Source organism: Haloplanus rubicundus (genome assembly GCF_003342675.1).
GTDB classification, from domain to species: domain Archaea; phylum Halobacteriota; class Halobacteria; order Halobacteriales; family Haloferacaceae; genus Haloplanus; species Haloplanus rubicundus.
In genome coordinates this window covers 1,793,474-1,814,759 of sequence record NZ_CP031148.1, presented here as the reverse complement: position 1 = coordinate 1,814,759, position 21,286 = coordinate 1,793,474, and the positions used below count along the sequence as shown (strand labels likewise).

Here is a 21,286-nt window from a genome sequence, read left to right as displayed (position 1 = left end):
GGGATGTGGTGGCACGACTCACGAAGAGATAGCAGACGTCGCGTTACGACGCGCGTTCGTTCGCGGCGTCGATCCACCGTCGGATGCGGCCCTCGTCGATGTCGGTGTCGGCCGCGACGATGGCCGGTTCCGCGTCCGCGAGTTCTTCCACGGAGCCGATGCCGGCCTCGTCGAGGCGCGACGCGTACGCGGGGCCGATGCCGTCGAGTTCCTGTAGATCGGTCCCGGGGATGTCGGCTTCTGTCGTCTCGACGTCCTCGACGACGGCGGCATCGACGGTATCGCCGTCCGCATCGTCGCTCGTCTCCTCGATGGGCACCTCGACGGACTCGTCCTCGTCGTCGACGACGGACCGCTCGGCGAACCACTCAGCCACGGCGGGCCAGAGGTGTTCGTGGCTGGAACTCGACACCGAGAGACCGATGTGACCCGTCGAGAACTCCTTGAGTTCGGTGTCGTCGCTGCCGACGACGTCGTTGAACGGCCGGCTCGCCTCCGGCGGGATGAGATGGTCGTACTCGCCGATCACCTGGATCACGGGCATCGTGATGTTGTCCAGATCGACCCGCTCGCCGTTCAGTTCGAGTTCGTTCCGGTAGAGCTTGTTCTCCTGGTAGACATCCTCGAGGAACTCCCGGTAGGCGACCCCGGCCACGTCGATGGGGTCGTTGAGCCACTTCTCCATCCGGGCGAAGTTCTCCACGAAGTCCTCGTCGTCGATGTTGTCGTAGAGGTTGCCGTACTTCGTGACGTAGTTGTGGACGGGGTCCATCAGGGCGAAGCCCACGTCGAGGAACTCGGCGGGGACGTTGCCGAACGTCTCGGTGATGGCGCCGGGACTGAAGAAGTCCTCGTCGCCCCACATCTCCAGGATGCCGCCGGTGCCGTCGAAACAGAGGCCGGCCGCCATCAGACCCAGATTGCGGATCTTCTCTGGATGGAGCGCGGCGTACATGACGCTCATCGTCCCGCCCATGCAGTAGCCCATGAGGTTGATCGAGTCCTGACCGGAACGCTCGCGCACCACGTCGACGCAGTTGTCGATGTAGCGGTTGACGTAGTCGTGCAGCGAGAGGGCGGTATCGAGGTCCGAGGGCTCGCCCCAGTCGATCATGTACACGTCGAAGCCGGCTTCGAGCATCCGGCGAATGACGCTCCGATCCGACTGGAGGTCGAGGATGTACGGCCGGTTGATGAGCGCGTAGACGAACAGGATGGGCACATCGTGGCGCTCCTCCGCCGGCACCAGCGGTTCGTAGTGGTGGAGTTCGAGCTTGTTCTCCTCGTAGACCACCTCGCTCGGCGTCGCCCCCACTTCCACGTCGGCCATCGTCTCCAATCCTTCGGGGATGGCGCCGACGGACTCCGCGTCGTCGGCCGCGCGTTCCCAGAGGTCACGCTGGGCGTCCAGCGGGAAGGTAAAGGGATTCATAGCTGTTCGAGCACCTGATCGAGCTTCTGCTCGATCGAGTGTTGCCGGCGTTCGAGTTCGACGAGCCGTTCGCCCACCTCGCGCACGTCGCCGACGGTGGCGAAGTTGAGCGCGTGGAGCGTCTCCTCGGAGGCTTCGTCGATGTTCTGACGCATGTTCATCGCCTCCTCGACGGTCTGGCCGGTCGCCGCCGCGAACGCGGTGGTGGTCATCATCTCCTTGAACGCCTCGTTGGCCGAGGAGAGCCAGATGTCACGGAACTCCTCGGGCTCGACGTCCTCGCCTTGGAAGGCGCTGCCCATGCGCTCGAAGGAGGTTTCGGCCGCGTCCATCCACGCCTCGTAGGCGCGCATCGACCCCTCGTACCCCTCCTGGATGCGCTCCTCGGAGAGGTTGTCCTCCATCGAATCCATCCAGGACTCGAGGAAGGCCGACTGGGCGTCGAGGTTCCGGTCGAGGGCGTTCATATACGTCTCTGTCATGCGTTCCAGGAACGCGTCCATCTGTCCGTCGAACGTACCGCTGGCTTCGTTGGTCATCGTATGCAAATAAGGGGATCGGGGGTGAAAACGCTCCGGTTAGGCGGACTCCGCCAGTTCCTCGGCGGACGCGACGACCTCTTCGGTCGTCTCCGCGGCGTCGGACTGCAGCTGCTCGAAGGCGTCGAAGCTCTCGGCGAGCAGTTCGAGCTGCATCTCCGTCATCTCGTCGTAGGTCGCCTCGGCCTCGTCGAGGCCCTCGAGGAAGGACTGCCACGCGTCCTCGTGAATCTCGTCGGCGGCCTCGAACTGCTCGTCGACGGCGGCTTCGAGCTCCGCGACGGACTCCTCGGGGAAGACGGACTTCAGGCCGTCGAGGTAGGCCTCGATTGCCGTCTTCGAGAGCGTGACGCCGCTCTTCTGGACGGACTTGGCCGACTCGAAGGAGCCGAACCAGGTTTCCACGGCGGCGCGCTGGGCGTCGATGCCCGTCTCCATCGCGCGGCGACTCTGGTCGATCATGGTACGCTGCATCTCGAAAGCCGAACTGAAGGGGTTGGAAGCACTCATTGTATTACTCCGAATTTCGTTTGACGGGGATGACGATTGTCTGGACGATGTCGCCGTCCTCGATGTCGAGCGTCTCGCGCTCGGCATCGGGAATGCTGATGCGACCCCCGCTCTGCACGCGGGTCTTGAACATGGCCGTGCCCATACTCATCGCGCCGAGCTGCGAGAACCCGTCGAATCCGCTCCCGGCGCCCGCCGACATGAACTGCTTGAACAGCTTCATTTGCTGTTCGACGGCGTCTTCGCTCGCGTCCTGAAACTGCTGGGCAAAGGGCATTCCCGGCCACGTCGGCGCGCCACCGTCCTCGTCTTGCGTCATCCTTACCCCTACAGATGGGGGCCAGAGGCATAAGCTTTACTTTTGTTACCATCCTATACCACTCAAAGACATCAGATGGTCTCGTCGGGGAGTACCCGGCGACGAAAGCGACCAGTCTTTAAGTGACCACCCCTAACACATCCCAATCAACAATGCCGGAACGAACCACCACGTCGATGAGTGAAGTCACGGATACGTGGCTTCAGTCGCAGAAACACTTCTCGAACAGCGTCGAGCACTTCTACAACAGCATGATGGCGGCGAACCGGGCGATGTTCCCGACGTTCGCCGACGGCGAGAACGGCGAGGACGAACGTCAGCCCGCCTCGTCTCCCGAACTCACCTACTCCAAGGCGGAGTGGACGTTCGAACACTCCGACGAGGGCGACGGGGTGGTCGGCGTCGGCGACCGGATCCGATTCTCGAAGCGTCTCACCGAGGAGGAGATTCAGGTGTTCGCGGACGCCAGCGGCGACACGAACCGCCTGCACCTCGATTCCGACTTCGCCGAGCAGACCCGCTTCGGCCGACAGATCGTCCACGGAACGCTCGTCTCGGGCGTCATCAGCGCCGCGCTCGCGCGCCTGCCCGGGCTGACGATCTATCTCTCTCAGGACCTCCAGTTCCTCGGCCCCGTCGACATCGGCGAGACGGTCACCGCCATCTGTGAGGTCGTCGAGGACCTCGGCGACGGCCGCTACCGGCTGACGACCGTCGTCGAAGACGAGGACGGCGAGACGGTGATCGACGGCGAAGCCATCGTCCTCATCGACGAGGTGCCCGAGGACGCCCTCGACGAAGTCGACGCGTAGCTACTTCTCGACGACCCCAGCGTTCCGGAACGCCGGCGTCAGACCGGTTCGAACCGGTAGCCGTCCCACTCCTGGCTGTCGGGTTCGCGGATGCCCGCACCCGGCTCCCGGAGTTCCTCAACGTACACCGGGCGCACCTCGTCGCCGATCTCCACCTCGTCGCCCGTCGTCACGCCGCCGATGGCGCGAACCGGTTCGCCGTCGACGTCGAACTCGACGATGGCGAGCGTGTTCGGTTCGCGGACGCCCGGCGGCGCCGCCGTACTCGTCGTCCACGTGATCACCTCGGCGGTGTACTCGCTGAGGTCGACCGTGTCGACCGGTTCCTCTCCACCCGGCCCGATCGGATGGCCGGGGTACGTGATACTGCCGTCGGGGTAGCGGTACGCTTCCATCATTAGTTGGCCTCCATGAGGGTAGTGATGACACAGTTGCCGAAGCCGCCGACGTTACACGCCAGACCGGTGTCGGCGTCGCCGACCTGTCGCTTGCCGGCCTCGCCCATCAGCTGTTCGTAGATTTCGTACACCTGTGCGACGCCGCTGGCGCCCAGCGGGTGGCCCTTCGACTTCAGGCCGCCCGAGGGGTTGATCGGCATGTCGCCGCCCATCTCGGTGCGCCCCTCCTCGATTGCCTTCCAGCCGTCGCCCTTCTCGAAGAAGCCGAGGTCCTCGCTCTGGAGGAACTCGAGGATGGTAAACATGTCGTGGAGTTCGGCCACGTCGATATCGTCGGGGCCCATATCAGCCATGTCGTAGGCGATGCGGCTCGACTCGACGACGCCGCGCATCGTCGTCGGGTCCGCACGTTCGTGGACGACGTGGGTGTCCGTCGCGCCGCCGACGCCGGGGACGAGGACGTAGTCGTCGGTGTACTCCTTCGCGACCGACTCCGGACAGAACATGAGCGCCGCGCTCCCGTCCGTGATCGGGCAGAAGTCGTACAGGCGAAGCGGGTCGGCCACGATGGGCGACTCGAGGACGGTGTCGAGGTCGACCTCCTTCTGGAACTGGGCGTGTGGGTTGTGAACCCCGTGTTTGTGGTTCTTCACCGCCACCTTCCCCAGGCTCTCCCGGGGCGCGTCGTACGTGTCGAGATACAGCCGCGCCGTCAGCCCCGCGAAGCTCGGGAGCGTCACGCCGTGTTTGTACTCGACGGGGTGGGTGATGGAGGCGATGACGTCCGTCGCCTCCGGGGTCGTCCGGTGGGTCATCTTCTCCGCGCCCACGAGCAGCGTCATGTCGCTGGCGCCGGAGGCGACCGACTGCCAGGCGTGTTTGACGCCCGCACCGCCGCTCGAACTCGTCTGGTCGATGCGGGCGGTGTACGCCGGCATCGCCGCGAGGTCGTGGGCGATGGCGTTCATGATCCCCGTCTGCCCCTCGAACTCGCCGCTCGCCATGTTCGAGACGTAGAGGTGATCGATCGCGTCCGGCGACACTCCCGCGTCGTCCAGACAGGCCGTTCCGGCTTCGGAGAGCAGGTCCAGCACCCACCCGTCCCGCTGGCCAAACTGGGTCATCGACGCGCCGATGATCGCTACGTTCTCCATACGCCCCCCGCGTAAGCCACCGGCTTACCGTTTACCCTTTTTCAGATCACCAAGGTGTCGACGACCACCGCGAGGAGGAGCGCGCCGAGGTAGGCGTTCGAGGCGTGGAACGCCCGGAACGCGGCGGATTCGGTCCGGTCCACGTGCAGGCGGACGACGGCCCACAGGAACGCCGCCCCGAGGACGACGGCCGTGGCCACGTAGAGCCAGCCGAGCGCGCTCCAGGTCGCCAGCACGCCCGCGCCGACGAACGTCGCGCCGAGCCACCAGAGGATGTGCTTCCGGGTCTCCGTCTCGCCGCGCACGACGGGCATCATCGGGAAGCCGCCCCGGGCGTAGTCGTCCTTGTACGCGAGCGCGAGGTTGTAGAAGTGCGCGGGCGTCCAGAGGAAGATGACCGCCGCGAGCACGAGGCCCCCGAGACCCACCTCGCCCGTCACCGCCGCCCAGCCGATCAGCGCCGGGAGCGCGCCCGCGGCGCCGCCGAGAACCGTGTTCTGGACCGTGTTCGGCTTCAACACGAGCGTGTAGATCACGCTGTAGAAGACGATGGCGACGAGGCCGAGGACGGCGACCAGCCAGTTGACGGCGGCGAAGGCCACGAGCGACCCCACGGTCAACAGGGCGCCGAAGGCGAGGGCGTTGCGCACCGACACCACGTCCGTCGCGAGCGGGCGGTCACTCGTCCGCGACATCCGGCGGTCCACGTCGCGTTCGAGGACGTGGTTGAACGTGCCGCTCGCGCCGATGGAGAGGACGCCGCCGAGGAGCGTGAGCACCACCGTCCGCGCCGAGAGTCCGGTCCCCGCGGCCAGCCCCATCCCCGCGGAGGCGACGAGACAGAGCAGCCACATCAGCCGTGGCTTCGTGAGCCGGAAATACGCCCCGGCGACGGTACGGACCCGAGCGACGGGGTCGTCGGGCAGGGACGGCCGCTCGGCGGGTTCGACGGGCGCCTCGGGCGGCGAGAGCGTGTCGGGGTCCGTGACGGGGCCGTCCGACGGGTCGCCCGTCTCGGCTTCGAGCGTCCACGCGAGGGCGGCGACGAGGCCGCCGAAGATGACCATGCCCACGACCAAGTGGGCGGCGGGGAGGAGCCCGGCCGCGCCGGTGGTGGCGACGACGGCGCCGAGGGCGGCCTGCACGGGGTAACAGACGAGCGAGATACCGAGGGCGGCACGGACGCGGCGGCGCGAGTCGGTCCGCCACGCGGCGATGCCGGCGGCGAGGACGAGGAGGCCGACGACGACGGCGGCGAGGCGGTGGCCGACGACGAGGGCGCCCGCGGCGGTCGTCGGGAGCGTCAGGCCGTCGCCACAGGCCGGCCACGCGGCGCACGTCTCGACCGCGTCGGTCACGGCAATCGTCGTCCCGACGAGCAAGAGCAGGTAGACGCCCATGGCGCTCGCCGCGAGGAGGCCCGGGAAGCGGTCGGTCACGTCTCGCACGAGTCGATCACTACGCGGCGATTGGAAAGCCGCGTATTTATGCGCCCCGCTTTTTCCCACGGTCCGACGGCGACACCCCCGTATCACCGCCACCGGACGAGGCGCCGGCGCCGGTGATCGAGGCTCGACGCCGTGCTCGCGGGACGCCGCCGGGGCGCGCGATGCTCCCTATCAGTAGCTATTTACGGAGGAGATTCTAACGGCCCATAGAGTATGAAACGGTCGCGCCTCGTGCTGGCGTCGCTGCTCTCGGCGGTGGCTCTCTCCCTCGCCGCCGACCCCGTGGTCGCCCAGCCATCAGAGTCCGCAGAGCTGATTTATGGTCTGAACGAGAAACTGTTGCTCGTCGCCGTCCCGATCACCCTCCTCGTCGAAGGCATTCTGATCTACACGGTGTACCGGTTCAAGGACGCCGACGAAGCCAAGCCGACCAAGGAGAACCGCCGACTCGAAATCACGTGGACGGTGGCGACGGCCATCGTCCTCCTGTTCGTCGGCGTCGCCTCCTACGGCGTGCTCGCGAACGAGAACATCTCCTTCGAACAGGACGAACAGGAGATCGCCCCCGAAGGTGACGACGTGGTCGTCCACATGGACGCGTTCCAGTGGGGCTGGCAAGCGAGCTACCCACAGGAGGACGTGCAGATAGCGAGTACGGCCCCGACGGTGGTGATACCAGCCGGAGAAGACGTCTACTTCAACGTCACGTCGAGTGACGTGTTACACGCGTTCCACGTACCCGAACTCGGCCTGAAACAGGACGCCATGCCCGGCCAGTCGAACGTCATCAAGACCGTCGCCCTCGAAGAGGGGACGTATCAGGGCTACTGCGCCGAGTTCTGTGGCGTCGCCCACTCGCAGATGTACTTCGAGATTCAGGTCGTCTCGCAGGACGAGTACCAGCAGTTCCTCGAGGAACAGCAGAGCGACGGGTCGTCCGGTGACCTCGAAGCCGACGAGGACGTGGTCCGCGCCCACGACGAGTCGCTGTCGCAAGCACCGATTCGCGCCTGAACCTGAACGTCGTCCCGACAGTTTTCCAGCCCGCTACCGTCCGCGAGCGACGCGTTCGTTCACGTTCAGCACCGGCGGTCGACGATCCGATCGATGATCCGCCCCGTCGAAGGGAGTACGTCCTCGGCGGCCTCGAGCGGCGTCGCTCGCCGAATCTCGCAGTCGATGCCACGGTCGCGGAGCGCCCGCTGGAGACCCTCCTCGTCGTGGTGTTGGTCGTAGCCCAGAGCGATGACGTCGGGGTCGATGCGTTCGATGGGGACGAAGATGTCCTCGGGGTGGCCGAGGTGGGCCTCGTCGACGACGGCGAGGGCGTCGACCATCGCCCGGCGCTGTCGCCCCGAGAGGATGGGTTCGGGTTTGTGCGTGACGTTCTCGCTGCGGGCGACGATGACGTGGAGGCGGTCACCCATCGACGCTGCGTCGGAGAGGTAGTGGACGTGGCCGGGGTGGAGAATGTCGAACGTTCCCTGGGCGACGACCGTCGTCATGCGTCGTCCTCCCGACTCGGGTGGTCGACGGCGCCGGCGGGGGGTTCCGACCGCATGTATTCGAGTCGGGGGCGTCTCCTTCTAAGGGTTCCGGATGTGCGCCGAAGCGGCCGGGACCCTCCCCGACTCGGGCGACGGATTCTGCAAGGCTTAACTTCGGTCACCTATCACACAAAAGTATGACCGCAGGGACTGCCGGGGATTCCGGCACCGACGCGGGCGAGAATTCTCGTCCCATCGTCTACGATCTCGCGCCCGACTGCACGGCCGACGACATCGACGTCGGCGACCACTACCACGCCGTCGTCAACGGCGTCGTCGCCTACGGCGTCTTCGTCGACGTCTCGGACGACGTCTCCGGCCTCGTCCACGAGTCGAACCTGATCGGCAACTACGACGTCGGCGACCGACTGCTCGTTCGCCTCGACGAGGTGCGTGAGAACGGCGACGTCGCCTTCGTCGAAGCGGACCTCGACGACTACCGGACGGTCGCGGTCGACCACCAGCCGACGGTGACGTCCATCGACGCCCTCGAAACCGGCGAGACGGTCACCGTCGAGGCGACGGTCAGTCAGATCAAACAGACCGCCGGGCCGACGGTCTTCCGGTGTCGCGACGCCACCGGTATCGTCGCCTGTACCGCGTTCGAGGACGCGGGCGTACGCGCCTACCCCGAGGTGGAACTCGACGACGCCGTCCGCATCGCGGGCACGGTGGAGGAACACGAGGGGAGCCCACAGATCGAAGTGGAGTCGCTCACGCGTCTGACCGACGAGACGGCCGAGGAAGTGCGGGAACGCGTCGACGCGGGGCTCGACGAGCGCGCCGAACCCCACGACGTCGACCCGCTGGTCGAGTGGGACGCCTTCGAGAAACTGCGATCCGACCTCCACGCCGTGGCCAAGCAACTCCGCCGCACGGTCCTCGAGGGGCGCCCGATCCGCGTCCGTCACCACGCCGACGGCGACGGCATGTGTGCCTCCCTCCCCGTGCAGGTGGCGCTCGAACGCTTCATTCGAGCCGTGCACGACGACGACGACGCGCCCCGCCACCTCATCAAGCGCCTGCCGAGCAAGGCGCCGTACTACGAGATGGAGGACGTGACCCGTGACCTCAACTTCGCGCTCGAAGGGCGAGAGCGCCACGGGCAGAAACTCCCGCTCCTGCTCATGCTCGACAACGGGAGCACCGAGGAGGACGTGCCCGCCTACGAGAACCTCGCGCACTACGACGTGCCCATCGTCGTCGTCGACCACCACCACCCCGACCCCGACGCGGTGGATCACCTGCTCGACGCGCACGTCAATCCCTACCTCGTCGACGAGGACTACCGCATCACGACGGGCATGATGTGTGTCGAACTCGCACGGATGATCGACCCCGAGATGACCGACGAACTCCGACACGTCCCCGCCGTGGCGGGACTCGCCGACCGCTCGAAGGCCGAGGCGATGAGTGACTTCGTCGACCTGGCGGACGCCGAGGGGTACGGCCGCGAGGACCTCGTCCGCATCGGCGAGGCGCTCGACTACGCCGCCCACTGGCTCCGCTACAGCGAGGGCAAGACGCTCGTGAGCGACGTGCTCAACGTCGACTGCGACGACGAGCACCGCCACGACGAACTGGTCGACTTCCTCGCGGACCGCGCGGAGCGCGACATCGACCGCCAGCTCGCCGCGCTCGACCCCCACGTCGAACACGAGCGACTCGACAACGACGCCCACCTCTACCGGGTCGACCTCGACGACTTCGCACACCGCTTCACCTACCCCGCCCCCGGCAAGACGACCGGCAACCTCCACGACCGGAAGGTCGAGGAGACGGGCGACCCCGTCATCACCATCGGCTACGGCCCCGACTTCGCCGTGCTCCGCTCCGACGGCGTCCGCCTCGACATCCCCGAGATGGTCGCGGAACTCGACGAGGAAGTCGTCGGCGGCGGCGTCTCCGGCGGCGGCCACCTCGTAGTCGGCTCGATCAAGTTCGTGAAGGGCATGCGAAGCGAAGTGATCGACGCGCTCGTCGAGAAGATGGCCGACGCGGAACTGGACGAAGCGCTATCGAGCGCGACGGCGCTGGATCACGGCGACGACTGATCGGGGTCGATCGCCGCCGTTCACCCACCGAACCGAACCGTCTTTCGGGCGACCACGAGGGCGAGCACCAGCGCCGCGAGCGCGCCCCCGACGACTACCCACGTCGCCCGGTCGACGCCCCGGCCGCCCTGCCAGTCCGCCGCGAACACCTCACGGAAGTACGTCGCCAGCGCCTCGCTTCGAATCGCGAGTACCACCTCGCGGTTCTCCGAGACGGCGTTGTCGTTCCAGTTGAGGCTCCCGACGACGACGACCCCGTCGGCGACGACGCCTTTCGCGTGAATCTTCTCGTACCGACCCGCCGGCTCGGCGACGCGGGCGGTGAGCGGCAGGTCGCGCCGCGTTGCGACGCCGTTCAGCCACTCCACGAGGGCGGCGTTTTCCTCCGCGACGTACCACGCCCCCGAGACGAGCACGCGAACCTCGACGCCCCGTTCGGCGGCACGGATCGTCGCGCGCAGGAGCGGGCCGTCACGCCGGCCGATGGACGGCTGGATCACGTCGACACGCTCGTCGGCACCGTCGACGACCCCGGCCAGCGCCGACTCGGCGTTACCCGGCGCGGTGAGGACCCGCACCTCGGCGGCCGTTTCGGTCGTCGGCTCGAACCGTGACGGATAGGAACCCTCGGCGGGGGCCCCGGAATCGAACGTCCGCCCGCGCCGGTACCGGCGCCACGGCATCGCGTCGCCTCCCCCGGCGTCGACGCGGAACAGGGCGGCGAGGTCGGCGGCGACGGGGCGGGCGTCGACGACGACGCCCCAACCGCGGCTACTCTTCCCACCGACGCCCGCGGGCTTCCAGTTTTCCGTCAACACGACCGCCCGGTCGTCGACGACGGCGTACTTCGGGTGGTGGTAGTCGAACCGCGCGCGGGGGCCGCCGAGGACCCGGACGTCGACGCCGGCGGCGGCGAGTCGGTCGAGCGCCCGCGCGCCCCGGGCCGTCCGTCCGCCGACCGGATCGGCGTCGACGAGGACGCGAACCGCGACGCCGCGGCGCTCGGCGGCGATCAGGGCGTCCGCGACCCGTTCGCTCGTGAACGTGTAGCCGGCGAGGAAGATCCGACGGCGCGCGCCCCGAAGCGTCTCGACGGGGACCGACGGCGCGTCGGGGAGGACGAACCCGGTGACGGTCGCGGGACCGTACCGATGCACGTCGCGCGGGCGGTAGCCGACGGGTCGCCACGCGGTCCCGCCGTCGGTTCGGACGATTCGCTCGCTCTCCGGGGCGTCTTCGTAGTCGAGGCGGGCGACGACGGCGCCGTCGCGTCGGAGGCGAAGCCGCTCGCCGGCGTTCGACAGCGAGAGGTGAGAGACGGAAACGACGGGCGCGTCGGTCAGCCGCCGGGTCGCGTTCGGATCGTCGGTGACGGCGATGTGGGACGCAGGGCGGTCGGCAGGGAGGGAGACGACGCGTTCCCCGTCGCCGAGCGTCCAGTTGGCGGTCGACCCGGCCGGAACGCGAACGACGACGTACTCGCCGGCGTCGCCGTCGGTGGTGGGGTTGGGAACGGCGGCGACGATGGTCGCCTCGGCGCCGGCGTCGCCGTCGGCGGCAGTCACGCCTGCCGGCATCGCGACCGACAGGAGGACGGTGGCGACGACGGCGGCGGCGTACCGGTTGCCTCGGAACACGGGGCGGGTGGCCGCGGCATCGCTCATAAACGGGAGGATTTTTGTCCTTCTCAGTCACCGTAGGAGCATGGTCGCGGTGGCGAACGCACTCCGGTTGCTCGGATCGGCGCTGGGCGCCCTCGGCGGCGCGCTGGTGTTCGTCGAGTTCTTCCAGATGCCGAACTACGTCGAGTACAACCCGGAGTTCCAGGACTATCGCATCGACACCAACCGGGCGGACGTCCGCGAACACACCTGGATCGGCCGCGTCGGCGGGCTCTGTCTCTCGCTCGGGTTCGCACTCCTGTTCGTCGCGACGTTTCTGGGGTGAGCGCCGAGCGTTCGACCGGAGTGAGTCGAGCGGCCGGGGACACGCCCGGACGGCCCGGGGCGACGAAACTTTACTGCTGTCGTGCGTCCGTGCGGCATGGACACCCGACGATTCCTCTTCGTCTCGATGGATGCCGCGCTGATCGGCGACCTCGCGTGGCAGATCCGTCGCGAAGGTCACGAGGTGAAATACTACATCGAGGCCGAATCGGATCGGGAGATAGCCGACGGCTTCGTACCCAAGACCGACGACTGGCGCGCCGAGGTAGAGTGGGCGGACGTGATCGTCTTCGACGACATCTGGGTCGGGGCGGACGTCGGTACCGGCGCCCTGGCCAAGGAACTCCGCGAGGAAGGAAAGGCCGTCGTCGGCGGCACCCCGAACACCGACCGGCTCGAAGAGGATCGTGGCTACGCGATGGAGATGCTCGAAGCGCACGGCGTCGACACTATCGAGCACCACGTCTTCGAGGACTTCGACGCCGGCATCCAGCACGTCCAGGAGAACCCCGCACCGTACGTGATCAAGCCGCTCGGGGAGGTCCAGAACGTGAAGCGACTCCTCTACGTCGGCAACGAGGACGACGGCAGCGACGTCGTCGACGTGCTGAGAGCCTACAAGAAAGCGTGGGGCCACCGGATGAAGGGCTTCCAGCTCCAGCGGAAGGTCGAGGGCGTGGAGATCGCCATCTGCGGGTTCTTCGACGGGGAACGGTTCGTCGATCAGATCAACTTCAACTTCGAGCACAAGAAGTTGTTCCCCGGCAACATCGGCCCGTCGACGGGCGAGATGGGGACGTCGATGTTCTGGGGCGGGCGGAACAGGCTGTTCGAGGAGACGTTCGGGAAGCTCGAAGGCTGGCTCGCCGAAGAGGGCTACGTCGGGAGCATCGACATCAACTGCATCGTCAACGAGTCCGGCATCTACCCGCTTGAGTTCACGCCGCGCTTTGGCTACCCGACCATCGCGCTGCAGGAGGAATCGTTCGAGTCGCCGACCGGGCAGTTCTTCTACGACCTCGCCCACGGGAACGACCCCGAATTAGCGGTTCACGACGGCTACCAGATCGGTGTTCGCGTCGTCCTCCCACCGTTCCCGTTCGACGACGAGAAGACCTACGACGAGAACTCCCGAAACGCCGCAGTCGTCTTTCAGACCGAGAGCCGCGACGGGGGTCACGCGAGCGGAGCGAGCGTGACCTCGCCGGGGGTCGCCCCCGACGGTGTCCATCTGGAAGACACGAAACTGGTCGACGGACAGTGGCGCGTCGCCGGCGAGAGCGGCATGCCGCTCGTCGTCACCGGCACGGGCGAGACGATGCAACACGCACGAGCGCAGGCCTACGGGCGCGTGGACGACATCGTCGTCCCGAACTGCTACTACCGCGACGACATCGGGGAGCGATGGATCGAGGGCGACGGGGATCGGTTGCTCGCGTGGGGGTATCTGGGACCCTGACACGGGGATTTATCAGCTTCCCACTCGAAGTGTGAGAGATGGCAACGAATAGCATGGGAGGGAGCACGGCGCTCGACCGTCTCCGACGGCGGTACGAGACGACCGAGAAGAAGTGCCCGGCGTGTGGCTACGTCGACCACGACGCCAACTGGACGAGCCGAACCGACGGCCGGCGGGTCGTCTACCGGCACGTCTGCCCGTCCTGTGGCGCGAGCCGCGAGCACACGTTCCGGCTGCGCTGAGACGCCTACGAGAGCCGCGCCATCTCGTCGTCGGTGAGGTCGATGTCGGCGGCGGCGACGTTGGCTTCGAGGTGGTCGACAGTCGACGTGCCGGGGATGGGGAGGACGACCGGCGACCGTTCGAGGAGCCACGCGAGCGCCACTTGCCGGCGCGTGGCGTCGTGGGCTACCGCCACGTCGTCGAGGACCGCCGCCTTCCCGCCGAGGTCACCGCCGCCGAGCGGGAAGTACGGAACGAAACCGATGCCCTCGTCCTCGCAGACGTCGAGGACGTCGTCGTGGGTGCGGTCGGCGACGTTGTACTCGTTTTGGACCGTCGCGACGGACACCACGTCGCGGGCGCGTTCGAGTTGCTCGACGGAGACGTTGCTGACGCCGACGTGGCGGACGAGGCCGCGGTCCTGCAGATCGGCGAGCACCCGCATGGACTCCTCGATGGGCACGTCGGGGTCGGGGGCGTGATACTGATACAGGTCGATGGCGTCGACGCCGAGTCGGTCGAGGCTACAGAGCGCGGCGTTCCGGAGGTAGTCGGGGTCGCCGTGGCGGAGCCAGTCGCCGTTCGGCGCGCGCAGGAGGCCGCCCTTCGTGGCGACGACGGCGTCGTCGGGGACGCCCGCCTCGGCGAGGAGGCGTTCGCTGGTGCCGGGCCCGTAGGCGTCGGCGGTATCGACGAAGTCGACGCCGAGTTCGAGGGCGCGGGCGAGGACGCGGTTCGCCTCGGCCGGATCGTCGGGGTCGCCGAGGATGTTCGGGCCGGTGATTCGCATGGCACCGAAGCCGAGGCGGTTGACGGTCAGGTCGCCGCCGATGTCGAACGTATCGCCGATGTCGTCGAGGGAGCGCATGGGCGACGTTGATCGGCCGCGGGGTTATATCCGCCGCGTCACTGGGGCGGCGGCCGCCGGAACTCGACCGCCGCGTCACTGGGGCGGCGGCCGCCGGAACTCGACGACGACTTCCGTCCCGCGGGGGTCGTTGTCGGAGACGGACACGTTCCCGCCGTAGTGGTTCATCAGCGTCTTCACGAGGGCGATACCCCGGCCCTCACCGGACTCGATGGCCGAGTCGAAGAGGTTTTCTTTCACGTCGTCCCGAATCCCGGGACCGTCGTCGGCGACGTGAACCAACACCGTCCGTGGGGTTCGCTCGGCCGAGACGGTGACGGTCGGCGCCGTCCCGTCGTGGTGTTCGACGGCGTTCTGCAGGAGGTTGGCGAAGACGGCCGAGACGGCACCGGTCGCCATCACGTACAGTTCGGGGGGGACGTCCACCTCGAACGTCGCCGCCTCGTGGTTCGCGCGCGCGGTCTCGACTTCGCGAAGGAGCAGCGTCGAGATGTCCGTCGGCACCGGGGTGCGCTCGCCGGAGAAGAGGTCGGCGAGTTCCCTCATGTCCTCGATGAGCGACGCGATGGTGTCGCTGCGGCGTTCGATTGGTTCGAGATACTCGTCCGGTTCGTCGTCGCGTTCGCCGAGCAGCGTCGTGTACCCCTGGATGACCTGCGCCGCGTTCAGGACGTTGTGCCGGAGGTGGCTGTTCAGAAAGACGAGGGCGTCGCGGCGGCGGTCGGCCTCGCGGGCCGCGTGGTTCGCCCGGGCGTAGTAGACGCCGGCGACGCCGCCGCCGATCCCACCGCCCGTCGCCATCACGAGGAGACCGAGCGACGCCCCGCCGACGGTTCGTCCCTCGGCGAGACGGATGCCGATCGTCAGGGCCGTCAGGGCACCGAATCCGACCATCCCGCCGAGCGACCACCTGACGACGGTCCACGTTCCGGCGACCGAGAGGTCGCTGACCGCGAGCCAGCGGCTCAGCGCGAAGAGGCCGACCGACAGCGAGAGACAGAGGCCGAGCGAGAGGACGGGCAAGGGACCCAGTCCGAGCGTCTCGATGTCGTAGAGGAAGTGGGCGAGCGAAACGGCGGCGGCGGCGACACCGAGGATAGCGAGCAGCGTGGGAGCACGACCGACGAGTCGCCGTTCCCACGCCGAGACGTCCATATCCCACGCTCGGCGAGCATATATAAAACGGTTGGCACAGCCGACGGACGCGAGCGCGGTTCTGTGGCTTTACCCGTCTGGACGCCGAACCGTGACCATGCCCCCGACGCCGACGGATCGAAACCGCCTCGACGAGGAGGCCAGCCCGTATCTGGAACAGCACGCGGACAACCCGGTCAACTGGCAGCCGTGGGACGACGAGGCGCTCTCCGCCGCCCGCGAACACGACGTCCCCATCTTCCTCTCCGTCGGCTACGCCGCCTGTCACTGGTGTCACGTGATGGAGTCGGAGAGCTTCCAGGACGCGGAAGTGGCGACCGTCCTCAACGAGCGGTTCGTCCCGATCAAGGTGGACCGCGAGGAGCGCCCGGACGTGGACAGCGTCTACCAGACCATCTGTCAGCTCGTCTCCGGCGGCGGCGGGTGGCCGCTCTCGGTCTTTCTCACTCCCGAGGGGAAGCCCTTCTACGTGGGGACGTACTTCCCGCGCGACCCCCAGCGGGGGCGTCCGGGTTTTCTCCAGCTATTGAAGGATATCTCGAACTCCTGGGAGACCGATCGCGGGGAGATCGAGAACCGCGCCGACCAGTGGACGGCGGCGATCACCGACGAACTCGAGTCGACGCCGGAGAACCCTGGCGACCCGCCCGAATCCGACGTGTTGGGGACGGCGACGGCGGCGGCGGTCCGGAGCGCCGACCGCACCCACGGCGGCTTCGGCTCCGGTGGCCCGAAGTTCCCCCAGCCCCGCCGCCTGGATCTGTTGCTCCGGGCGTCGATCCTCGACGACGACGAGGCGGCGGGCGAGGTGGCCGGGGAGGCCCTCGACGCCATGGCGGCTGGCGGCCTCTACGACCACGTGGGCGGCGGCTTCCACCGCTACGCCACCGACCGCGAGTGGACGGTGCCCCACTTCGAGAAGATGCTCTACGACAACGCGGAGCTACCGCGGGTCTACTTCGAGGCCGCGGCGGCGACCGGTAACGACCGATACGCCCGCGTCGCGTCCGAGACGGTCGCCTTCCTCGAACGCGAACTCCAGCATCCCGACGGCGGCTTCTACAGCACGCTCGACGCCCAGAGCGCCACGCCCGACAGCCGCCTCGGCGAGGGCGACGAGCCCACGGACGAGGAGGGCGCCTACTACGTCTGGACGCCCGACGAGGTGCGGGCGGCGATGGGGGCGGCCGATATCGACGGCGTCGACGCCGAGACGGCGGCCGACCTGTTCTGCGACCGCTACGGCGTCACCGACGGCGGCAACTTCGAGGGCAGGACGACGGTGCTCACCGTCTCCGCGAGCTACGAGGATCTGGCCACGGAGTACGACCTCGACGCCGAGACGGTCGAACGCACCCTGATCGAGGCCCGGACCCGCGCGTTCGACGCCCGGGCCGACCGTCCGCGGCCCGCCCGCGACGAGAAGGTGCTCGCGGGGTGGAACGGCCTCGCCATCTCGGGTATCGCGACCGGCGCGCAGACGCTCGATCCGGCGCTCGTCGAGACGGCGACCGACGCGCTCGCGTTCGTCCGCGATCACCTCTGGGACGAGGAATCGGAGCGGCTCTCGCGGCGGTACAAGTCCGGCGACGTGCAGGTCGACGGCTACCTCGACGACTACGCCTTCCTGGCGCGCGGCGCGTTCGACTGCTATCAGGTGACCGGCGAGGTGGAACACCTCGCCTTCGCAGTCGACCTCGTGCGCGTCGTCCGCGAGGAGTTCTGGGACGAGGAGGCGGGGACGTGCTACTACACGCCGGCGAGCGGTGAGGGGCTGGTGACCCGACCGCAGGAGCTGAACGACCAGTCGACACCGTCGAGTCTCGGCGTCGTCGCGGCGCTGCTCGACGAACTCGACCTCTTCGTCCCCGACGAGGGGTTCGGCGAGATGACCGACCGCCTGCTCGCCACGCACGCCGACCGCATCCGGGCGAGCCCGCTCGAACACGCGTCGCTCGTCCTCGCGGCGGACGCCCACACCCGCGGCCCGGTGGAACTGACGCTCGCGGCCGACGAGGTGCCCGCGTCGTGGCGGGAGACGCTCGCGTCCCGTCCGCTTCCGACGGGCGTGATCGCGCCGCGGCCGGCTTCCGACGCCGACCTGGAGCCGTGGCTCGACGCGCTCGGTATCGACGAGGTGCCGCCCATCTGGGCGAACCGGGAGGCGGAGGGGGGCGAACCCACGGCGTACGCCTGCCGCGACTTCACCTGCTCGCCGGCGCGGACCGATCTGAACGCGGCGCTCGACTGGCTCGCGGATCGATAAAGGGACTAGTCGTCGGCGTTGGCCGGCGCCTCGTCGGCGTCGGCGGCCGCGATGCGGTCCGAGAGATACGCGGCGATACCCTCGGGTTCTTCCTCGACGAACCGGGCAATCTCCTCGCCGTCCCGTTCGACGACGACGGTCGGGATGAACTCGATACCGTAGGCGTCGACGCCCTCGCCCTGCTTGTCGTCGTCGACGGGGAACTGCTCGATTCGGTCGGCGGGGACGCCCGCTGCGTCGAGGGCGGCGGCGAAGGCGGGCAACTGCTCGCGGCAGTCGCCACACCAGTCGGCACCCCAGACGAGGTAGGTCAGGCCGTCGCGGCCGAGGGCCGCGAGTACGTCGTCGTCGCCGTTCCAGTCACCCGGCTCCATGGACTCCAGCGTCATGCGGAGTCGTACCACGCCCGCGGATTTAATTCTCGCGCTCCGTATCGGAGCCGCTACCTATTCCTGTTCGGCGTTCACCCCTCCACCAACGAGATGGTCGAGGAACCCGCCGACAACCCGTACGTTCGAGACCCCGACACGTCGTTCGCGCCGGTCGAGGAACTGAGCGAGGGCGACGCCCGCGAGCAGGTTCGTCGCCTGCGCGAGGCCATCGAGTATCACGACTACCGATACTACGTCGCGAACGATCCCATCGTCGCCGACCGCACCTACGACACGCTGTTCGAGCGACTGGAGGCACTGGAGGACGCGTTCGACTGCCACGACGAGAACTCGCCGACCCGGCGGGTTGGTGGCGAACCGCTCGACGAACTGGAGACGGTCGAACACGTCGCCCCCCTGTTGAGCCTGCAGTCCTCGGGCGACGCCGACGAGATCCGGGCGTTCGACCGCCGCATCCGCGACCGGGTGGCGGACGTGCGCTACTCCGCCGAACCCAAATTCGACGGCTTCTCGGTCGAAGTCGTCTACGAGGACGGCGGCTTCGACCGCGCCGTCACTCGCGGCGACGGCCGCGAGGGCGAGGACGTGTCGGCGAACGTCCGCACCATCGGGAGCGTCCCCCTCCACCTTCCCGACGGCGCGCCGGACTTTCTCGCCGTCCGGGGCGAGGTGTACATGCCCCGCTCGGGGTTTCAGGAACTGAACGAGCGTCGGATCGAACGCGGCGACGACCCGTTCGCCAACCCGCGCAACGCCGCGGCGGGGACGGTCCGTCTCCTCGACCCCGAGACGGTCGCCGACCGCCCTCTCGACGTTTTCTTCTACGACGTGATCGACACGTCGGCCACCCTCGACACGCAGACCGAGGCGTTCGCCCTCCTGCGTGAGCTCGGCTTCCGGGTCAACGACGAGACGACCGTCGTCGACGACGTGGACGTAGTGATCGACTACCGCGACCGACTCGCGGACGCGCGCGACGAGTTGGAGTACGAAATCGACGGCATCGTCGCCAAAGTCGTGGACTTCGACGCCCGCGAGGAGTTGGGGTCGACCGCGCGCCACCCGCGCTGGGCCTTCGCCTACAAGTTCCCCGCCCGGACCGGCGAGACGACCGTCGAGCGAATCGTCGTGCAGGTGGGACGGACGGGGAAGCTGACGCCGGTCGCCCTGCTCGACCCCGTCGACGTACAGGGCGTCACGATCAGTCGCGCGACCCTCCACAACGCCGCCCAGATTCGGGATCTGGGTGTTCAGAACGGGGCGACCGTCCGGCTGGAACGCGCAGGCGACGTGATCCCCGAAGTGGTCGAGGTGGTCGAGGGTGGCGATGGCGACTTCGCGATGCCCGAGACCTGTCCCGTCTGTGACGGTCACGTGGTACAGGAGGGCGAACACCACTACTGTACGAACGCGTCGTGTCCCGCCCAGCTACGACGGTCGCTCCAGCACTTCTGTTCGCGCGACGCCATGGACGTCGAGGGCGTCGGCGCGGAGGCGGCGGATCAACTGGTCGAGGAGGGCCTGGTCGAGTCGCTGGCGGACCTCTACGATCTGGACCGCGACGAACTCGCGGCGCTCGACGGGTGGGGCGAGCGGTCCGCGGACAACCTGCTCGCGGAACTGGAGGCGAGCAAGACGGTGGACCTCGGCACCTTCGTCTACGCCCTCGGCATCCGCCACGTCGGGACGGAGCGGGCGCGGGCGCTCGCCGCCGCGTTCTCGCTCGACGATCTGATCGACGCGAGCGCCGAGGACCTGCGGTCGGTCGAGGACGTGGGCCCGGAGGTGGCCGAGTCGGTCGCCGCCTACTTCGACGAGGCGGAGAACGTCGAGACGGTCGAGCGACTGCTGGCGGCGGGCGTCTCGCCCGAGCGTCGGGAGCGCGGCGACGAACTCGATGGGCTGACCGTCGTCTTCACCGGGAGCGTGCCGGGGTACACCCGGTCGGAGCTGACCGATCTGCTCGAAACGCACGGTGCGTCGGTCACGTCGTCGGTCAGTGGCGAGACGGACTACCTCGTCGTCGGGGAGAATCCGGGGACACGAAAGCGGGAGCAGGCCGACGAGGAGGGCGTGGAGACGCTCGACCCCGAGGCGTTCGAGGCGCGGATTCTGTCGCGGCTGTAGCGGAGACCGAGTGGTCCGCGCGACGGTCGCAGGGGTCAGTTCACGTCGGCGGGACGGACGGCCCCGTGTTCGACCAGTTCGCCGTCGAACGAGACGAGCGTCGCGTCGACGGCTTCGGCGGCCGCGAGAACGAGGGCATCCATCGGGTAGAGAAGGGTTTCCGACTGAAGTCGATTGGCGGCCATCACGTCCGATGCGTCGGGGAACGTGAGCGTCGTTCGGGACGAGATCCGGTTCTCGATTCTATCGATTCGTCGCGTTCGAAGCCCTTCTTTTTCGTCAACACGCTTCGAAGCTCCATCAGACTCAGCACGGAGACGTACGTATCCTCGGCGTCGTTGAGCAGTCCGACCGCATCGTCCGACCGATCAGTATCGCGCGTAACCGCTGCGACGAGGATGTTGGTATCGAGAAGTAGCTTCATAATCGCTCGCGGACGTCTCGTACCGCCTCGACGGAATCGACCTCGACGTCGACCGACAACTCCGCGAGCGCGTCACCGAGCGGGACGGCGTCGTCGTCCGTCGGATCGGTATCGAGAAAGTCCTCGAAATCGTCGGTAGTGAGGCTCATAGCCGTCGATTGTGCGGCTTGACGCAAAAGGTTGCTGGTGGCGTCGAACGGTCGGTTCAGAGTCC

General features: G+C 67.9%; 21 protein-coding genes and 1 pseudogene. 8 read left to right on the top strand and 14 right to left on the bottom strand.

What is annotated here, in order from left to right:
• Positions 1-43 precede the first annotated feature (43 nt).
• The 4 genes from phaC to DU484_RS10185 are packed head-to-tail and all read right to left on the bottom strand — an operon-like array spanning position 44 to position 2,800.
• Positions 44-1,432, bottom strand: coding sequence for a class III poly(R)-hydroxyalkanoic acid synthase subunit PhaC (gene phaC, locus DU484_RS10200; protein WP_114585949.1), 1,389 nt, complete (start codon positions 1,430-1,432; stop codon positions 44-46).
• Positions 1,429-1,971: a poly(R)-hydroxyalkanoic acid synthase subunit PhaE gene (locus tag DU484_RS10195; protein ID WP_114585948.1), complete on the bottom strand. Its 543-nt coding sequence runs from the start codon at positions 1,969-1,971 to the stop codon at positions 1,429-1,431. Before DU484_RS10195 ends, phaC begins: the two co-directional genes overlap by 4 nt.
• A 39-nt stretch (positions 1,972-2,010) precedes the next feature.
• Positions 2,011-2,433 carry a hypothetical protein gene (locus DU484_RS10190; protein ID WP_114585947.1) on the bottom strand — a complete coding sequence of 141 codons (423 nt, stop codon included), beginning with the start codon at positions 2,431-2,433 and terminating at the stop codon, positions 2,011-2,013.
• Between the two features lie 52 nt (positions 2,434-2,485).
• Complete coding sequence (locus tag DU484_RS10185; RefSeq protein ID WP_114585946.1) at positions 2,486-2,800, bottom strand: AbrB/MazE/SpoVT family DNA-binding domain-containing protein; 315 nt, start codon at positions 2,798-2,800, stop codon at positions 2,486-2,488.
• Between the two features lie 152 nt (positions 2,801-2,952).
• Here DU484_RS10185 and DU484_RS10180 point away from each other — a divergent pair, with 152 nt between their 5' ends.
• Positions 2,953-3,612, top strand: a complete 660-nt coding sequence (locus tag DU484_RS10180) for a MaoC family dehydratase (RefSeq protein WP_114585945.1) — start codon at positions 2,953-2,955, stop codon at positions 3,610-3,612.
• A 38-nt stretch (positions 3,613-3,650) separates the two neighbouring features.
• On the opposite strand, the gene DU484_RS10175 is transcribed toward DU484_RS10180, so the two are convergent.
• Genes DU484_RS10175 through DU484_RS10165 form a run of 3 tightly spaced genes read right to left on the bottom strand, consistent with a single transcriptional unit; the run spans position 3,651 to position 6,564 of the window.
• Entirely contained in the window at positions 3,651-4,007 is a 357-nt protein-coding gene (locus DU484_RS10175; protein WP_114587229.1) for an OB-fold domain-containing protein, read from the bottom strand.
• 2 nt (positions 4,008-4,009) lie between these two features.
• Positions 4,010-5,164, bottom strand: a complete 1,155-nt coding sequence (locus DU484_RS10170) for a thiolase domain-containing protein (RefSeq protein WP_114605843.1) — start codon at positions 5,162-5,164, stop codon at positions 4,010-4,012.
• Positions 5,165-5,205: 41 nt separating this feature from the next.
• Complete coding sequence (locus DU484_RS10165; protein WP_114606766.1) at positions 5,206-6,564, bottom strand: heme o synthase; 1,359 nt, start codon at positions 6,562-6,564, stop codon at positions 5,206-5,208.
• A 261-nt stretch (positions 6,565-6,825) separates the two neighbouring features.
• Between DU484_RS10165 and coxB the strand changes: the two genes are divergently transcribed.
• Complete coding sequence (gene coxB / locus DU484_RS10160; RefSeq protein WP_114585943.1) at positions 6,826-7,626, top strand: cytochrome c oxidase subunit II; 801 nt, start codon at positions 6,826-6,828, stop codon at positions 7,624-7,626.
• Between the two features lie 65 nt (positions 7,627-7,691).
• Here coxB and DU484_RS10155 read toward each other — a convergent pair whose 3' ends face one another.
• Positions 7,692-8,117, bottom strand: a complete 426-nt coding sequence (locus tag DU484_RS10155) for an adenylyltransferase/cytidyltransferase family protein (protein ID WP_114585942.1) — start codon at positions 8,115-8,117, stop codon at positions 7,692-7,694.
• A gap of 179 nt (positions 8,118-8,296) precedes the next feature.
• Between DU484_RS10155 and DU484_RS10150 the strand changes: the two genes are divergently transcribed.
• Positions 8,297-10,213: a DHH family phosphoesterase gene (locus tag DU484_RS10150; protein WP_114585941.1), complete on the top strand. Its 1,917-nt coding sequence runs from the start codon at positions 8,297-8,299 to the stop codon at positions 10,211-10,213.
• Between the two features lie 20 nt (positions 10,214-10,233).
• Here the strand turns inward: DU484_RS10150 and DU484_RS10145 are convergent, their stop codons facing one another.
• On the bottom strand, positions 10,234-11,850 hold the full coding sequence (locus DU484_RS10145) for a phospholipase D-like domain-containing protein (RefSeq protein ID WP_262342768.1): 1,617 nt from the start codon (positions 11,848-11,850) through the stop codon (positions 10,234-10,236).
• Positions 11,851-11,917: 67 nt separating this feature from the next.
• Between DU484_RS10145 and DU484_RS10140 the strand changes: the two genes are divergently transcribed.
• From DU484_RS10140 to DU484_RS10130, 3 genes are all read left to right on the top strand, one after another.
• Positions 11,918-12,160 (top strand): hypothetical protein, encoded by a 243-nt coding sequence (locus DU484_RS10140; protein WP_114585939.1) that lies wholly within the window; start codon positions 11,918-11,920, stop codon positions 12,158-12,160.
• A gap of 96 nt (positions 12,161-12,256) precedes the next feature.
• The gene (locus tag DU484_RS10135; RefSeq protein WP_114605841.1) at positions 12,257-13,618 is read left to right on the top strand and encodes a phosphoribosylamine--glycine ligase; all 1,362 of its coding nucleotides are present in this window, start codon (positions 12,257-12,259) and stop codon (positions 13,616-13,618) included.
• A gap of 38 nt (positions 13,619-13,656) precedes the next feature.
• A complete protein-coding gene (locus tag DU484_RS10130; protein WP_114585937.1) occupies positions 13,657-13,860 on the top strand; it encodes an HVO_0649 family zinc finger protein in 204 nt (67 codons plus the stop codon).
• Between the two features lie 5 nt (positions 13,861-13,865).
• Here DU484_RS10130 and DU484_RS10125 read toward each other — a convergent pair whose 3' ends face one another.
• Entirely contained in the window at positions 13,866-14,708 is an 843-nt protein-coding gene (locus DU484_RS10125) for an aldo/keto reductase (RefSeq protein ID WP_114605840.1), read from the bottom strand.
• A gap of 75 nt (positions 14,709-14,783) precedes the next feature.
• A complete protein-coding gene (locus tag DU484_RS10120) occupies positions 14,784-15,863 on the bottom strand; it encodes a sensor histidine kinase (protein ID WP_114605839.1) in 1,080 nt (359 codons plus the stop codon).
• A gap of 97 nt (positions 15,864-15,960) precedes the next feature.
• Here DU484_RS10120 and DU484_RS10115 point away from each other — a divergent pair, with 97 nt between their 5' ends.
• A complete protein-coding gene (locus DU484_RS10115) occupies positions 15,961-18,129 on the top strand; it encodes a thioredoxin domain-containing protein (RefSeq protein ID WP_114605838.1) in 2,169 nt (722 codons plus the stop codon).
• A gap of 5 nt (positions 18,130-18,134) precedes the next feature.
• Here the strand turns inward: DU484_RS10115 and DU484_RS10110 are convergent, their stop codons facing one another.
• Positions 18,135-18,518, bottom strand: a complete 384-nt coding sequence (locus tag DU484_RS10110) for a thioredoxin family protein (RefSeq protein WP_114585933.1) — start codon at positions 18,516-18,518, stop codon at positions 18,135-18,137.
• Positions 18,519-18,611: 93 nt separating this feature from the next.
• Between DU484_RS10110 and ligA the strand changes: the two genes are divergently transcribed.
• Entirely contained in the window at positions 18,612-20,648 is a 2,037-nt protein-coding gene (gene ligA / locus DU484_RS10105; RefSeq protein ID WP_114605837.1) for an NAD-dependent DNA ligase LigA, read from the top strand.
• Between the two features lie 35 nt (positions 20,649-20,683).
• Here the strand turns inward: ligA and DU484_RS20760 are convergent.
• Both DU484_RS20760 and DU484_RS19995 read right to left on the bottom strand, forming a co-directional pair.
• Positions 20,684-21,072, bottom strand: a pseudogene (locus DU484_RS20760) (type II toxin-antitoxin system VapC family toxin).
• Positions 21,069-21,221, bottom strand: coding sequence for a hypothetical protein (locus tag DU484_RS19995; protein ID WP_187347685.1), 153 nt, complete (start codon positions 21,219-21,221; stop codon positions 21,069-21,071). The pseudogene DU484_RS20760 and the gene DU484_RS19995 overlap by 4 nt, the downstream one beginning before the upstream one ends.
• Positions 21,222-21,286 lie beyond the last annotated feature (65 nt).

Excerpts from the sequence above, each read along its gene's own strand:
- phaC (WP_114585949.1), bottom strand. The coding sequence starts at position 1,432 with ATGAATCCCTTTACCTTCCCGCTGGACGCCCAGCGTGACCTCTGGGAA.
- DU484_RS10195 (WP_114585948.1), bottom strand. The coding sequence starts at position 1,971 with ATGACCAACGAAGCCAGCGGTACGTTCGACGGACAGATGGACGCGTTC.
- DU484_RS10190 (WP_114585947.1), bottom strand. The coding sequence starts at position 2,433 with ATGATCGACCAGAGTCGCCGCGCGATGGAGACGGGCATCGACGCCCAG.
- DU484_RS10185 (WP_114585946.1), bottom strand. The coding sequence starts at position 2,800 with ATGACGCAAGACGAGGACGGTGGCGCGCCGACGTGGCCGGGAATGCCC.
- DU484_RS10180 (WP_114585945.1), top strand. The coding sequence starts at position 2,953 with ATGCCGGAACGAACCACCACGTCGATGAGTGAAGTCACGGATACGTGG.
- DU484_RS10175 (WP_114587229.1), bottom strand. The coding sequence starts at position 4,007 with ATGGAAGCGTACCGCTACCCCGACGGCAGTATCACGTACCCCGGCCAT.
- DU484_RS10170 (WP_114605843.1), bottom strand. The coding sequence starts at position 5,164 with ATGGAGAACGTAGCGATCATCGGCGCGTCGATGACCCAGTTTGGCCAG.
- DU484_RS10165 (WP_114606766.1), bottom strand. The coding sequence starts at position 6,564 with ATGGGCGTCTACCTGCTCTTGCTCGTCGGGACGACGATTGCCGTGACC.
- coxB (WP_114585943.1), top strand. The coding sequence starts at position 6,826 with ATGAAACGGTCGCGCCTCGTGCTGGCGTCGCTGCTCTCGGCGGTGGCT.
- DU484_RS10155 (WP_114585942.1), bottom strand. The coding sequence starts at position 8,117 with ATGACGACGGTCGTCGCCCAGGGAACGTTCGACATTCTCCACCCCGGC.
- DU484_RS10150 (WP_114585941.1), top strand. The coding sequence starts at position 8,297 with ATGACCGCAGGGACTGCCGGGGATTCCGGCACCGACGCGGGCGAGAAT.
- DU484_RS10140 (WP_114585939.1), top strand. The coding sequence starts at position 11,918 with ATGGTCGCGGTGGCGAACGCACTCCGGTTGCTCGGATCGGCGCTGGGC.
- DU484_RS10135 (WP_114605841.1), top strand. The coding sequence starts at position 12,257 with ATGGACACCCGACGATTCCTCTTCGTCTCGATGGATGCCGCGCTGATC.
- DU484_RS10130 (WP_114585937.1), top strand. The coding sequence starts at position 13,657 with ATGGCAACGAATAGCATGGGAGGGAGCACGGCGCTCGACCGTCTCCGA.
- DU484_RS10125 (WP_114605840.1), bottom strand. The coding sequence starts at position 14,708 with ATGCGCTCCCTCGACGACATCGGCGATACGTTCGACATCGGCGGCGAC.
- DU484_RS10120 (WP_114605839.1), bottom strand. The coding sequence starts at position 15,863 with ATGGACGTCTCGGCGTGGGAACGGCGACTCGTCGGTCGTGCTCCCACG.
- DU484_RS10115 (WP_114605838.1), top strand. The coding sequence starts at position 15,961 with ATGCCCCCGACGCCGACGGATCGAAACCGCCTCGACGAGGAGGCCAGC.
- DU484_RS10110 (WP_114585933.1), bottom strand. The coding sequence starts at position 18,518 with ATGACGCTGGAGTCCATGGAGCCGGGTGACTGGAACGGCGACGACGAC.
- ligA (WP_114605837.1), top strand. The coding sequence starts at position 18,612 with ATGGTCGAGGAACCCGCCGACAACCCGTACGTTCGAGACCCCGACACG.
- DU484_RS19995 (WP_187347685.1), bottom strand. The coding sequence starts at position 21,221 with ATGAGCCTCACTACCGACGATTTCGAGGACTTTCTCGATACCGATCCG.